The organism is Kordia jejudonensis (assembly GCF_001005315.1).
Lineage (GTDB): Bacteria > Bacteroidota > Bacteroidia > Flavobacteriales > Flavobacteriaceae > Kordia > Kordia jejudonensis.
The window spans coordinates 18,888-33,760 of sequence record NZ_LBMG01000021.1 but is presented as its reverse complement, the minus strand read 5'-3'; the positions used below and the strand labels follow the sequence as shown (position 1 = coordinate 33,760).

The window sequence follows — 14,873 nt, the reverse complement described above, 5'->3', positions numbered from 1 at the left end:
AAGTCCAAAGCAAAGCGAGTCCAAATGCGAAGCGATGACTAAAAACGAAGCGATAAAATAAACAAGCTAAAACCTTGAATCATTGAATTTTTTAATCATTGAATTGAGCAAAGCGAAGCGTACGTACCCCTACGTATTTTTTGCATATTCTACGCATTGATTACCAAACACATATTGAATATTTTGCAACATAAAGTTGATTCCCCTAAATCACCTAAATTCAGATACTTGGGTTTGGGTGCGCTAAAATTTCAATATGATGAAGACAAAATTACTTGCATTCTTTTTGTTTACAATAGCTTTCACAGTAAACGCTCAAACAACATACACATACAACGGCTCTGGGAACTGGTCGAATACTGCCAATTGGAGTCCGTCGTATCCAGGAACCACGATTACCGCAAACGCTATTGTAACAGGAAACGGAGGAACCGTGACGCTAGATCAGGAACTTTCTGTGAGTGCTAACGTGACACTTACGTTTGCTTCAGGAGCCTTTTGGGTTCATCCGTCTTCTGGCTTAATAGATCATGGTATTAGTGGACATTGGATTATAGGTACAAACACCTCCATGACCTTTACAAACTCAAGAGTTTTTACTAGTATTAGTGGAAGATTTACCAACAACGGAACATTGAACGCAAATGAATTAATTGTAGGTAACCAAGGACTATTCACTAATAATGGAACTTTGAATTTAAATGGTGGAAATGCTTGTCGATTTAACATGAATGGTGCTAATGCCAGACTCATCAATAACACAACAGGTGTCATAAACAATTTCGCGCGAATTGCCAGCACAGGCTCTGTGGGTCTTGATCAAAATGTCTATACCAACTATGGGACTTGGATAAATAATAACAACTTTAACATTCTAACCTCAGTTAGTGTTAGGGGTACAATTCATAATTATGGTTCCATGACATTTTCAAATAATGCTGTATGGAAGAACAATGGTAATTGGATAAATTATGCAGGAAGTCAATTAAACATGAATACTGGTAGTTCATTAGAGAATACTACTAGTTCAATGATATTTAATGACGGCGCCTCATTTACTGCAAATACAGTAACAATCACCAACAATGCACCGATGACACAAAATGCAGGTGCTACCTTTCAAGTTTCGGGAACTTCTACTTTTGATAACAATAATAATCTGAGTATTTACGGAGCTGCGTCATTTGGTGGCGGCGTCAACTTTACGAATTCCGCTTCTGGCGAACTTGACATTTTAAATGATAATAGTAATCCAACTTTCGGACTCACGTCAAATGCGATAATTACGAATAATGGAATTATTGACAATCAAGGTCGTTTTAATGTAAACAATCTAATTAACCAAAACAACGTGTTTGAAAATAAGCTGACAGCCGAATTAAATTTGAATAATGTATTGACCAATTCCGCAGCGTTTACCAATGAAGCCAACGCAACCATCAACATTACAGGTGCGGGAAATTTGACAAATTCAGCCACATTCAACAATTTTGGAACGATTCATAATGAAGCGACCATTCAAGAAACTTCTCTCATGAATTTTGAACCGACTGGAACACTTACGGGAACAGGAACTCATTTTCAAAATTCTACTAATAATGGAACGATTTCGCCAGGAACAGATACCAATACTTTTGCAACATATTCGTATCAAAACGATCTAACAACCAATAGCACCACTACATTTGACATCGATATTAGCGGAACGGCAACTGGTTTTGTAAATGACCGAATTGATATTGCTGGATTTTTTGTAATTGCAGGAACATTGAACGTGAATTTACCATTTGGAACTACACCATCTTATGGCGAAACATTTACTTTGTTTACATACACGGATCATCTCAATACATTTTCTAACGTAAACTTACCAGCATTGCCATTTGGACAACAGTGGAATGTAGATTATGGAGCAACTGTTTTTACACTTACTGTTGGATGTAGTTTTTCAAGTTCGCGCATCTATGTAAATACAAATGCTACGGGAGCAAATACAGGGGAAAGCTGGACAGATGCCTTTACGTCACTTCAAGATGCGATTGATTTGTCAAATAATTGTACCATTCCTGAAATTTGGGTAGCACAAGGAACCTATTATCCTTCGGCACATCCAAGAGACGTAACTTCAGGAACATTGACCGATAGAGACTTCACGTTTCATTTGGTAGATGGCACAAAAATGTACGGCGGTTTTACAGGAACAGAAACTACACTCTCTGAACGCGATTTCATAAACAATCCAACCATTTTATCAGGTGATATCGGCGTACAAGGAGATATGAGTGATAATACCTATCATGTGGTTTCCTCTCTCAATGACGCAAACACAACAATTTTAGATGGCTTTAGTGTAGAAAATGGCGTTGGAGGCACTACATTCTCAGGAATTACAGCTGAAGGACAAACGATAGAGGTTTTTGCTGGTGGAGGAATCATCAACAAAAATACGGCGACTACTTACGAGAATTTAATCATTCAAAACAATCAATCAATAACTGGTGGTGGTATGTATAACGACACTTCTAATATTACTGCCAATAACATCGTATTAATTCATAATAGCACAGCTTCTGATGGAGGCGCAATGAGTTTCCTTGGATTTTCCAGTCCAGTATTTAATAATCTACTCATAGCAAACAATACGAGTTTTAATAGTGGTGCTATTTCTCATTTTCAAGCGACGCCAATTTATAACAATGCTACTTTTTATAATAATGTTAGTACAAATAGTTCTAATCCGCATGTAATTTCAAATTTTTCATCCATACCGACATTCAACAACTGCGTCACATTTGGGCAACCGTTTGACTTTTCATTTACAAGCGGCGGTAATGTCCAAGGTTCCAATAATTACACGAGTCAAAATCCAACGGAATACGGTTCTCCAGCAGGATTTACGCATCTCACCGTTGATCCGTTTGTAAATAGTTCAGACATAGATGGCGCTGACAATATATTACGAACTGCCGATGACGGTCTGGTTGGTTTGTATAACAGCGTTTTGCACCAAGCAGGAAACAATACGTTTGCAACATTACCTACAGACATCACAGGACAACCTAGAATTGTAGAAACTACCGTTGATATAGGAGCGTATGAGCAACAAAATACCGTGACGGTTACTTATTTTGTGACGACTTGGAAAACGGATAATACAGGAAGTTCCAATGACAATCAAATCACCATTCCGACACGTGGTGGATTCACTTATAACTACGATATCGACTGGGAAAATGATGGTACATTTGATGATTTTGGTGTTACAGGAGATATTACACATACCTACGCTTCTGCTGGAACATACACAGTTGCTATTCGCGGAACATTTCCTGCCATTCTTTTTAACGGAGGAGGCGACAATGAAAAAATACTTTCCATAGAACAATGGGGAACGATTGCTTGGAAAAACTTTGACAGAGCTTTCTCTGGCTGTATCAATTTAGTTGAAAATAGTATAGACACTCCTAATTTAACAAACGTATTCGACATGGGATTTGCGTTTTCAGGTTGTACTGCATTTAATCAAGATATTAATGATTGGAATGTAAGTTCTGTACAAAGATTTCGTGGTATGTTTTCAGTTTCTGGTTTCAATCAACCACTAAACAATTGGAACATAGACAGTGCAAAGGATATGAGCAGTATGTTTTCTAACTCACCTTTTAATCAACCATTAAGTAATTGGGACTTGATCGGTGTTGAATCTATTCAAAGCATGTTTAGAGGAACACCTTTTGATCAAGATATTTCTATGTGGGATACGAGTACAATTGAATTTATGGGACAACTATTTTTTGGATGTCCTTTTAATCAGGATATCAGCGGATGGAATACTGGAAACGTTAAGAATATGCTTGAAATGTTTAAAAGCAATCTATTTTTTGACCAAGATATTGGCGGATGGAATGTAAGTAATGTACTTACTATGCGTGGCATGTTTCAAAATACAACGTTTGATAAAGATATCAGTCAATGGAATGTATCTATGGTATCAGATATGCTTTTTATGTTTCAAGGTGGTAATCTATCTACCGAAAATTATGATGCGTTGTTGATGGCTTGGAGTCAGTTAACCTTGAAAGATGATGTCTATTTTTCAGTTGGAAATTCAGCCTATTGTTATGGAACGCAAGCACGTGCCGATATTGAAATGAACTTTAATTGGACGTTTGATGATGGTGGGCAAGGAAATTGTCCAGTGCTACTATCGCCAAAAGTATATTTGCAAGGCGCGTATATAAATCCAAATACTGGAGAAGAAACATTAATGAGAGATGATTTGCGTGTCGCAGGATTGATTCCAATCACAAGTCCGTACGCAGATATGCTAACGTGTGATGCAAGTGTATTTAACACTGTTGGAAATGATGCTATTGTAGACTGGGTTTGGGTAGAATTGCGCGATGCAACCGACAATACCAATGTGATCACTTCACAGTCGGCACTCTTACAGCGAGACGGCGATATTGTAGATGTAGATGGCGAAGGCGAATTATTAATGAACGCTTCGATAGGAGATTATTATGTAGTAGTTAAACATCGAAATCATTTAGGAGTCATGTCTGCGAATACTTTACCAATGGATTACACGTCAACTTCTATAAACTTTTCTAATCCAACTACACAAACCTTTGGCACCAATGCACAAATACCTGCGGATACGCCCACAGATATTATTGGCTTATGGGCTGGAAATGCAAATGGAGATCATATCGTACAATATTCTGGAACTGATCCAGATTCACCAAGTATTTTATCAATCGTACTGAATGACTCAGGAAACTTTTTAAACTTTCCAACATTTATCGTCAACAGCTATTCAAATGCGGATACAGACATGGATGGAAATGCTCAATATTCGGGCACCAATCCTGATACACCTTTCATTTTGCAAAACGTATTGGCACATCCAGGAAACTTTTTAAACTTTAGCACGTATCAAATTATAGAACAACTACCAGAAAATTAAAACTAACCTCAACCTATTTTAATGTAAAAACCGCATCAATTTTGATGTGGTTTTTTGTTGATATATTCATGTTGGTATAAAAGGAAGAAAAAGGTGGAAAGGAAGCAAAATAATACACTTCTGTAATAATAATCTCTTACATGATTATAATTTTATTTTGGATTTCGAATAAATAATCGATAGTTTTATATAAGAAAAAACGTATTCAATTCATTCGTTTTAATACAAAACAACTACCATAACTATGTCCAGCCCACTTATTGTTCCAGGAACTAAAATTTCTGAAGAAAAGATTGATGATAGTACAATTTACTATGATGTCAATAAAAATGATTCCACTATAAAATTAAATTTAAATCTTCCTACAAATGATGTCAATTTAGAACTCAGTACTCTTGTTCCAGCCACTTGCTTTGCCTTTCATCATGATACTACGCATCTAAAAGTTAAGAGTTTTTGCTTTGTAAGAAGAAATAGAGAAGTTGAAGAAACAAGTTTCGAACTTACCTATCAAGTTACTTTTAATCCTTTAGGAAGTTACCAGCTAAATATTTATATACAATTTACACCAAATAGTACTCCTACAGATTTGGATAGTAACATGTATAATTGTTTTGAATTTGATATCGTTTTTCCTTCTGATTCAATCAAACTAGATGATAAATCCTTGGATCTCATTGACTTTGATTCCGTAGAGGTGTTTTTAATTAGAACAAATCCGAAAACTTCCAGAGGTACTGTTACTACAGTTCAGCGACCAGGATAGCCTTTTTTGTTTGTTTAAGATAGTATAAAAGCCAACGTTTTCATGACGTATTTTCGAGGTATATTTCTTCTTTTGTTTGTTTGTATTCCCTTTTTTGTTTTTTCTCAACAGAAAGTAGATCATACATTGTTTAGAAAAAAAATTGTAGAAAAAAGTGCCCGTTTTGAGAAAGACACCTATTTTAATGAAGCGCGATCTTCTTTTTTGCAAGAAAAATGGGATTCAACACTTGTGTATACAGCCAAACAATTAGTGCTCAAAAATAATGATCCTGAATTGACAAATTATTGCCATTTTTTTAGAGGATATAGTTTTCAAGAAAAGAAGTTATTTGAGCAGGCTGAGCAATCTTTTTTAAAAATCACGCCTGACTTTTACTTTTATTACCATTCAAAAGCGTTTTTAGGTGGAAATGCATTGGAACAGCATAAGTTTGAAAAAGCTATTGCCTATTATAAAAGTGTGGAACATTTAAAAACTGATCAAGATTTATTTCTTGAAAAAAGTCGTGTGGAACATAATATCGGACTTTGCTATTTACACTTGCAACAGTTTGATAAAGCCGAATATTATTTGTTAAAAAGTACAAAAATGCATGAAACAGCTAACGACACCATAAATTTGGTTAGTTCTTATGGAGATTTAGCAAATTTGTATTACGAACAATATAAGGATGAAAAAGCGATTCCATATTTTGAAAAAGCATACCAACTTTCAAAGTATGTTTCTAGTTTCAATGTGAAAGCCACTACCGCACTTAACATGTCAATTGTTGAAGAGAATAAAAAACAATATGCAAACGCTTTAAGTTATAGAAAAGAATTTGAACAATGGAATGATTCAGTAAATAATCAAAATAAAATTTGGAACACTGTTCAATCTGAAAAACAGATTGCTATTCTTGAAAAAGATAAAGATTTTCGTATTCTAGAAGCGTATAATAATGTAAAAATAGCGGAACGAAATGGTTTTATATATTCCTCCATTTTTTTATTGATTTTACTTGGAGCAGGAACGTATTTGTATCGTGAAAAAATAAAAGCAACAAAAATAATTAACGACCAAAAGAAAGCTTTGAACGAATTGAACACTACGAAAGATTATCTGTTCTCGGTAGTTTCGCACGATTTGCGTTCTCCTGTAAATGCATTGCGAAAACAACATCATAAATTACAGCAACAAGTAGTTGCGCAGGATTTTGAAAGTCTTCAAGCAACGATTGAAACTTCCACAAATATCTCAGAAAGTATGTATGGCTTGCTAACCAATATTTTGCATTGGTCGTTGGAACAGCGAAAACAATTGTTATTTCAACCAAAAGTGAGTTCGTTGCAACCCATAATTACTCAAGTTATATTTGATTTTGAAAGTTTAGCTGCAGCAAAAAATATTGTACTTACTATTGCTATTGACAACACGATTATGGCAAATTTTGATAGAGAATCGTTAAAAATTATTTTGCGAAATTTAATTGATAATGCCATTAAATACACTCCAGAAGCTGGAACGATTGAGATTCATACTTCGCAGACTGAATTGCATTCCCACATTACAATTAAAGATACTGGAATTGGTTTTTCTCAAGAACAACTCAATTTAATTTCTAATTTAAAAGAAATTACTATTTCAAATATTGATCGCGCCAAAGGTGTCGGACTCGGCTTGTTGTTGTGCACCACATTGGCAACAAAGAACAACGGTGAATTACGGATGACTAACAATAAAACTATTGGTGCTACCATTACTATAGTTTTACCCAACGCATAACCTACTATGGAACAATTACACATTTTACTTTTGGAAGATGACGTTGCAGAGGCGCAAGAAATGATTTCATTACTAAACCGAAATGATTATCTCGTTACGCATGTTTCCAATACTGCTGATGCTTTAAAGAAACTACACATCCAGCATTTTGACATGATCATTTTAGACATCATGATTGATGGAAAACCACAAGGAATTACACTTGCAAAACAATTGGATATGGAAGGAACTCAAATTCCATTTATATTTCTAACTAGCATGCAAAGTAGAACCGTTTTTGAGAAAGCAAAGTACACCAAGCCTTTTTCTTATTTATTAAAACCGTTTAACGAAATGGAATTTCTATATACAATAGAATTGGCCATTGAAACACATTACAGTCAAGAAAATACACTTAGTATGAGTGCTACCACTGCTGTAGTTGCTCCTGAATTTTTCTTTGTAAAAGAACGTCAAAAAGTGGTAAAAGTAAATGTAACTACTATCATTTACATAGAAGTAGACAACAAATATTGTCATCTTATTTGTGAACGTGGCAGTTATTTAATAAAGCTCTCACTATCCAAAATAAAAGAAATTTTGGCAAACCCTGATTTTAGGCAAACGCATCGAAATTATCTAGTAAATGTTACAAAAATAAAAGAAATGTACATTGAAGATAATTTGATCATTATGGAAACCAACCACAAAGTTCCGTTTAGTGGACGTTTTAAAGCTACCTTTTTAAAAGATGGATTGTTTTTTAGGTAAAACAAACGCTACATCTATCTAAAAAATAAATGTAGCGCACATATTCTTAACTTCCGGTTATATACACTATTCTTGGCCTTTTAGAATTAAACCTAACATAATGTTTTCCATTCCTAAAAGTATTTACTACATAGCCATCTCCTGTTTCATCATAAAAAGTATATTTATAGTGTTTTGTACTTTTAAACCATAATTTATGCTTCCTAAAGCCTTCATGTACGTATAAAGCATAATGTGTAATACTCGCTCTATCTTTTACGTGTGATACAGTATTCTTCCATTTTGAATCAGCTACTGGCCAGTTAACAGTGACACCAAAATCCTCCTTACTTGAATGTCCATTAGAAGGAACTTTTACACTAGAATTAATACTATTTGAAATAGAAAATTCCTCCTCAGAAAGATATCCAACTTCATACTTCTCACCTTTTTCACTTGTATGCACTTTCCATGTAATAGCACTGTCATCAATATCAATTTTAGTATTATCTTCCATTTTCTAATTTTTAATTGGTTGTAACTCCTACTCTATTCAAAACAGGCTTTTCGGATTCCGCCTTTACAATACATAGAAATAATGGTAGCTACTCTATCGAAAATATTACTATGATTACACTCCAAAATTGATAAAATTATAAGCTGCATAATTTTTAAAAACCCTAAGCGAACGATATTCGATCTTAAACGTTGTTATACTGGTATGAGCGTAGTAAAGAATTACTGGTTTTCTAGGTTTATTTTAATTTTGAATACATTTTGATACTTTTAAAAACTAACTTAACCAAGTTGGAAATCTTCCTAGTTTTTAGACTCAAAAGCAATACTTTCTTAAATCGATAGTAATACTATTAAAATTCTGTTAAGAAGTAATTCCTAGAATTTTAAATTAATTATCTTTGTTTAAGAAATAACAAACAGACCTTAAACATTTATGAAAAAAACATTACTACTTCTAACATTATTTCTAGCTTGTTCAAGCATCAGTCACGCACAAGCTCCAGATGAAAACCAATTGGGCGCTTGGTACATGTATTTTTACAATACAACTTTTAAAGATTCAAATTGGGGAATTCAAGGAGATTTTCAATATCGTGATTGGCGCGGTCTTGGTGATAGAGAACAGTTATTACTGCGTTCTGGAGTAACCTATACACCAAAAGATTCAGGCGTAAAATTTACATTCGGTTTCGCAAACATTACCACAGGACAATTTGGAACTGATATTGACAATCCTGTTTCTGAAAATCGTATATATCAAGAAGCCTTATTTTCAAATACAATCTTAAAAAGATTGTTACTTACACATCGTTTTCGCTATGAACAACGTTGGGTAGAAAATCAAGACATGCGAACTCGCTATCGCTATAACCTTTTCATAAATATTCCTTTAAATAATACAACACTCGCTAAAAAAACCTATTACGTTGCACTTTACAATGAAATTTTCTTGAATGGACAACGTGATATTGGGGATGGACGCAGTGTACAGTTTTTTGACCGTAATAGAACCTATTTAGGCCTTGGGTATGCTATTAGTAAAAAACTGAGAGTTCAGCTCGGCTGGATGGAGCAAACTACCGTAAACTGGCAAAAAGGTCAGTTGCAATTTAGTTTGCACCACACGTTATAATTTTTTAATAACTAATAAAAAAAAGCAAATGAAAAACTACACTTTTAAATTACTCACAGTAGTATCTGTATTATGTTTAATTTCTTGTCAGGAAGCAAAAAAGACTGAAACTGCCAAGCAAGAAACGCAACAAGAGCTTGTTGAAGAAAAGGTTGTAAAAAGTATTCTTACAGCAGAAGAACAAGCCGACATGACGCCTGCAGAAATCATTGGTCGTTTGAAAAAAGGAAATGAAAACTTTGTCAACAACAATCTTACACAACGTGATCATTCTGCACAACGTAGAAAAGCGATGATCGGACAGTTTCCAAAAGCAATTGTACTTTCTTGTGTAGACAGTCGTGTTCCTGTAGAAGATGTATTTGACTTAGGAATTGGAGATATTTTTGTAGCGCGTGTTGCTGGAAATATTGAAAATGCAGACATTGTAGGATCTATGGAATTTGCAACCGCTGTCGCAGGAAGTAAAGTAGTGATTGTAATGGGACATACTGCTTGTGGTGCCGTAAAATCGACCATTGATAATGTAGATGCAAAAGCACTTGGAATGAACTCTTTAGCAGATTTAATCAACGAAATTAAACCAGCAGTTGAAGAAACTGAAAGTGAAGGCGATAGAACTTCAAAGAACGATGCGTTTACAAATACTGTAATTACAAACAATGCAAAACGTACTGTGAAAAATATTCGCGAAGTTTCGCCTACGATGGCAAAAATGGAAGACGAAGGTAAAATTATGATTGTATCTGCCGTATATGATATGGAAAGCGGAAAAGTAACATTTAATAAAGACTAATTTTACATGTATAGTATAATTACAAATCCTTATGAGTTTAGACTCGTAAGGATTTTTTTATGGATGAAATTTATGTGAGGTAAAGATAAGTTTCATAATTCTACCAAAAACTACACATAAACGACAAAGCGTAAGCTTCTTCGCTAGTTGTTTGTTTACGATTTTCCGTAAAGCTTTGTTGTATATTAAATATATAATTAAAACGAATAAGTTATTAAACCATTTGTAGCAATTAAGAATTGACTATAGATTATTACTTCCATGATAATATCATTTTAAGACATGTTGTATATGTAAATACTTATTAATGGGGATTGAATTTAGTTTTTTTCATAGATACATTTAGACATGTGAAAAAATATTATCAATCGTATTCAAAATAAGTCTAATTATAAAAACTATACACATGGAAAATGAAACGCCACAACCACCAAAAGAAGATGAATTTACGAAGAGTAAAAAACCAACAACATTAGATTCTCTTTTAAAATCTGCAAAATTTTGGTTAGCACTGTCACTTATATTAGTGTACATTATATTCATTATTTACCTCATGAAAAGAGCAGAAATACTGGGGGAAGAGAAGCCACTGGAATGGGCAAGATATCTATTTCTTTTTACAGGAATCGAAGCCATCGTTTTTACCGCTGTCGGCTATATATTTGGTCAAGAAGTAAGTCGAAAAGTTGAACAAAGTGCTGATCAAAGAGTTGAAAATGAAAAGAATGAAAAAGCAAACGCTCAAAAGGAAACTGAAAAAGCAAAGAAAGAAACAGAAATAGCTAAGGAGAATCTTATCAGACTACAAGAAGCCGTTATAAGTGATGCTTACCAAGTTGAAATGAATGACCATAAGGCTACGAGTAATTATGAAGCCTTTGACATTACAAAAGATACTGGATTAGAACCTTCACTACTGATGGCAAATGTGTCAAAAGGACGTGCACTTGAGCTTGTGAATGAAATGACAAATAGGAAAAATTCTACTGTTCGTGTGAAAATGAAATATAAAGTAAAAGCCAGTGGATTTAAAGGAGTTATTATTGATGGACAACCACAGCGTTCTGCCGAAGGTTATCTCTTAAAGGCAACCACCACTAGCAATGGCATTAAAGTAACTGTAGATTGGGATGGTAGTGGAGAATGGGAATTTGTAGCGAGTGAAATAAACAATTTAGACAATGGAAGAAAAATGAAAATGTCTCCCAATCCTCTAAAAAGTAATGGTAGAACTTCTTCATTTAATCTGATCTATTCATGAAAAAATTATATATAACAATCGTAGTATTGACCAGTACTTTGTATTCCTTTGGTCAATCTTTGGGACAAGATAGTGAAGGTTTTAGTTCTATTTTATTGCCTTCTACCACTATTAATATAGATGGAAAAAATAATGTAGTCAACATCGCATTTTATAAGTTGATCAATACATCCAAATTTAAACCCCTAAAAAACAATAGCGAAGGAGATTGTTTTGATCCTGATTTATATTCAAATGGGGCATTTACTTCTAAAAACATATCTGAATGTGTAAAGAAAGTCTGGTCAAAAGCTGAAACTAATTATAAAAAATCTAATTTATTATTAGGCGCAGAACTTACGGGTGCATCAAAAAATGGATTAGCTCTTATATTTGGTGAAGGTGTATTAGCAAATCAAGCAAATGCTAATTTTGTGATTGGGTGGCAAACAAGAACAGCTAGGTATGATCGTAATGACTTGAATGCTTACACCAACTCATTACTTGAAAAGTCAGAAATAAAAAATAACTTATATGACAATGAAGCTGAAATTAATGAGGATGTACAACTGCTTTTATCAGCAGAAGCAATTACAGAAGAAATAGCTGGATTATTAAATATTTCACACATTAATAGACCTGCCAAAGACGTAATAGATTATGTAAAAATTCAATTAGAGAAATTTAATGCTCCAAATCAACTGTATAATAAAGAGGAACGAGTATCAGAACTTATATCATACATTGAGAAAATTGACGATATTTTATTTGAATTAAAAAATACACTAAGAGTTCTAGATAACACATTTCCACTTGATGAAAAAGGTGATAAAGATGATTGGGAAATTGCCTATAAATGTAGAAGTAGAATAAACTTTATTGTTGATGAAATCAAACAATTATCAAACAATAGTGAATTTGAGCAGATAACGATACAAGTAAATCTTGAAAACTTGTTTGATAAAGATACTTGGAAAAATGCTCATGAAAGCTTACATAAGAAAAGAATTGAAATTGCAACAAAAAAGAATAGAATTGAAAAAATCTCTAACAGTATAGATATCATTTTTGATAGTTTAAAAACTAAATATGGTGACTATATTGAAAATCTTAAAAAACTTAAGGATGTAGACGATATTATAAAAGAAATTTTCAAAAATAATGTGAGTTTCAAAAAACGCATATGGTATTTTAAAGCTGGATTCATAGGAAACTCTTTTATGTATGATTTGGATAATGGATCAAATCTTGTGGATGAAAGAATCGTAAAACGAAATTTTCAAGGTACAAGACTTGAAATTGGATGGACACATCATTTTTTAACAAATAATGTAATGGGAGTTAATGTATCTAGAAGTCACACAGACAATTCAAGTAGGTTAACATCCACTGAATACACATTCAAAGTGATTGATGATACGGTTTCTCCAAATTTAGAATCTTCTACAGAAATAGAAGCTTTATCAGGACCGTATGATCGATTCGATAAATATCAAATAGCAGCTGACTATGTGAGATATGTACCACTAAAAGAGATTAACAATTTGGATGACCAAAAAAAACCAGCTGATTTATATTTACTGATCAACCCATATTTAAGACATAATTTTTATGCAAATTCAGAAACACTGAAACCTAATACTTCCTTTGGACTAGGACTTTATGCATTTAACATAAAGGAAAATACTATTTCAGGTGGTGTGTTTGCACAAGCGGATGATGTATTTAATGTAAACCGAAATACAGCATTACCGTTTACACGCCAAATACAAATTGGACTTGTGTTTAAACTAGCATTAGATTCGTTTAACCCAAATAAAACATGATTTAAAAAATGACTCGTATATTCCTATATTCCATACCCTAAAAGTTAGTTTTTTTTAATTGAGGTTGAGGGAAATTAGTTTGTCAACTATCATTTTCATTTGATTCAAAATTAACTATCGTTCTAACTTTCAAATATCAAAAATCAATCATCTATAGGTTTTGTACACTTGGGTATAAAACAAAAAACCTGTAATCTTTCAAATTACAGGTTTTTATAATTTTAGTGACCTTAGGAAGTATTACTTCGTGATCCTAACTAAAATCACTACTGCAAATACTAAATCGTACTGCTAGTGCAGTATCTTTTTTTGTTTTCTCCAAACTTTTGAAGCGTGGCTTCAAGTTTTTCGAAAATAACTTCAACAGGATTATTGCCATGATCCTAACTAAAATCACCACTGCAAATACAAAATCTCACTGCTAAAACAGTATATTTTTTTGTTTTCTTCAAACTTTTGAAGCGTGGCTTCAAGTTTTTTGAAAATAACAATCAACAGGATTATTACCATGATCCTAACTAAATTAACTACTGCAAATACAAAATCTCACTGCTAACGCAGTATATTTTTTTGTTTTCTTCAAACTTTTGAAGCGTGGCTTCAAGTTTTTTGAAAATAACTTCAACAGGATTATTGCCATGATCCTAACTAAATTCAATACTGCAAATAAGAAACCACGAGCTACCGCTCTCGTTCTTTATTTTTAGCCCAAATCTCAAACTGTCGTTTGGATTTGTTCCAAAAACAAAGAACCACGTCAAATTGACGTGGTTTCTTGCTTGATGTGACTACGGTAGGATTCAAACCTACGACCGCTGGAGCCGAAATCCAGTGCTCTATTCAGCTGAGCTACGTAGCCAAGATATGTTAATTAACTCTAGTGTAATCTAACTAATATAATTTAAGTTTAAAGCTTTATGTTATAAATCATATTTTTTGCTTTTCATTTTCATTTTCTTTGCTTTCCCAAAGAAAAGAAACAAAAGAAAGGGAACTTTTCCAGAGGTATTTTTAGTTTTTCTTTGAAGGAAAAACTAAAACCGCATGAATTTTTCTAAATTTTCTCCAAGGCTTCAAAAATTCTTGACGAAAAATTCCTGCTATACTGCGAAAAAGAAGAGTTTCAAAC

9 protein-coding genes and 1 tRNA gene are annotated in these 14,873 nt (G+C 33.4%); 8 read left to right on the top strand and 2 right to left on the bottom strand.

The features are described 5' to 3' along the window. Window positions 1–259 precede the first annotated feature (259 nt). The 4 genes from AA089_RS23655 (at window position 260) to AA089_RS11400 (ending at window position 8,252) form a co-directional block, all read left to right on the top strand. Window positions 260–4,969: a BspA family leucine-rich repeat surface protein gene (locus tag AA089_RS23655; RefSeq protein WP_053002335.1), complete on the top strand. Its 4,710-nt coding sequence runs from the start codon at window positions 260–262 to the stop codon at window positions 4,967–4,969. A 244-nt stretch (window positions 4,970–5,213) separates the two neighbouring features. Beyond that, entirely contained in the window at window positions 5,214–5,735 is a 522-nt protein-coding gene (locus tag AA089_RS11410; RefSeq protein WP_046757082.1) for a hypothetical protein, read from the top strand. A 126-nt stretch (window positions 5,736–5,861) separates the two neighbouring features. Continuing rightward, the gene (locus AA089_RS11405; RefSeq protein WP_162200436.1) at window positions 5,862–7,502 is read left to right on the top strand and encodes a tetratricopeptide repeat-containing sensor histidine kinase; all 1,641 of its coding nucleotides are present in this window, start codon (window positions 5,862–5,864) and stop codon (window positions 7,500–7,502) included. 6 nt (window positions 7,503–7,508) lie between these two features. Continuing rightward, the gene (locus tag AA089_RS11400) at window positions 7,509–8,252 is read left to right on the top strand and encodes a LytR/AlgR family response regulator transcription factor (protein ID WP_046757080.1); all 744 of its coding nucleotides are present in this window, start codon (window positions 7,509–7,511) and stop codon (window positions 8,250–8,252) included. Between the two features lie 46 nt (window positions 8,253–8,298). Here AA089_RS11400 and AA089_RS11395 read toward each other — a convergent pair whose 3' ends face one another. After that, entirely contained in the window at window positions 8,299–8,748 is a 450-nt protein-coding gene (locus tag AA089_RS11395; RefSeq protein WP_046757079.1) for a hypothetical protein, read from the bottom strand. A gap of 435 nt (window positions 8,749–9,183) precedes the next feature. Between AA089_RS11395 and AA089_RS11390 the strand changes: the two genes are divergently transcribed. The 4 genes from AA089_RS11390 (at window position 9,184) to AA089_RS11375 (ending at window position 13,744) form a co-directional block, all read left to right on the top strand. Next, a complete protein-coding gene (locus AA089_RS11390; RefSeq protein WP_046757078.1) occupies window positions 9,184–9,882 on the top strand; it encodes a DUF2490 domain-containing protein in 699 nt (232 codons plus the stop codon). A 28-nt stretch (window positions 9,883–9,910) separates the two neighbouring features. Further along, window positions 9,911–10,678, top strand: coding sequence for a carbonic anhydrase family protein (locus AA089_RS11385; RefSeq protein ID WP_046757077.1), 768 nt, complete (start codon window positions 9,911–9,913; stop codon window positions 10,676–10,678). A gap of 406 nt (window positions 10,679–11,084) precedes the next feature. Next, complete coding sequence (locus AA089_RS11380; protein WP_046757076.1) at window positions 11,085–11,939, top strand: NADH-quinone oxidoreductase subunit J; 855 nt, start codon at window positions 11,085–11,087, stop codon at window positions 11,937–11,939. Next, entirely contained in the window at window positions 11,936–13,744 is a 1,809-nt protein-coding gene (locus AA089_RS11375) for a hypothetical protein (RefSeq protein WP_156168978.1), read from the top strand. The genes AA089_RS11380 and AA089_RS11375 overlap by 4 nt, the downstream gene beginning before the upstream one ends. A gap of 785 nt (window positions 13,745–14,529) precedes the next feature. On the opposite strand, the gene AA089_RS11370 is transcribed toward AA089_RS11375, so the two are convergent. Next, window positions 14,530–14,603, bottom strand: a tRNA-Arg gene (locus AA089_RS11370). Window positions 14,604–14,873: the final 270 nt, after the last annotated feature.

Coding starts and splice junctions, on each gene's coding strand:
- AA089_RS23655 (WP_053002335.1), top strand. CDS start 260: ATGAAGACAAAATTACTTGCATTCTTTTTGTTTACAATAGCTTTCACA.
- AA089_RS11410 (WP_046757082.1), top strand. CDS start 5,214: ATGTCCAGCCCACTTATTGTTCCAGGAACTAAAATTTCTGAAGAAAAG.
- AA089_RS11400 (WP_046757080.1), top strand. CDS start 7,509: ATGGAACAATTACACATTTTACTTTTGGAAGATGACGTTGCAGAGGCG.
- AA089_RS11395 (WP_046757079.1), bottom strand. CDS start 8,748: ATGGAAGATAATACTAAAATTGATATTGATGACAGTGCTATTACATGG.
- AA089_RS11390 (WP_046757078.1), top strand. CDS start 9,184: ATGAAAAAAACATTACTACTTCTAACATTATTTCTAGCTTGTTCAAGC.
- AA089_RS11385 (WP_046757077.1), top strand. CDS start 9,911: ATGAAAAACTACACTTTTAAATTACTCACAGTAGTATCTGTATTATGT.
- AA089_RS11380 (WP_046757076.1), top strand. CDS start 11,085: ATGGAAAATGAAACGCCACAACCACCAAAAGAAGATGAATTTACGAAG.
- AA089_RS11375 (WP_156168978.1), top strand. CDS start 11,936: ATGAAAAAATTATATATAACAATCGTAGTATTGACCAGTACTTTGTAT.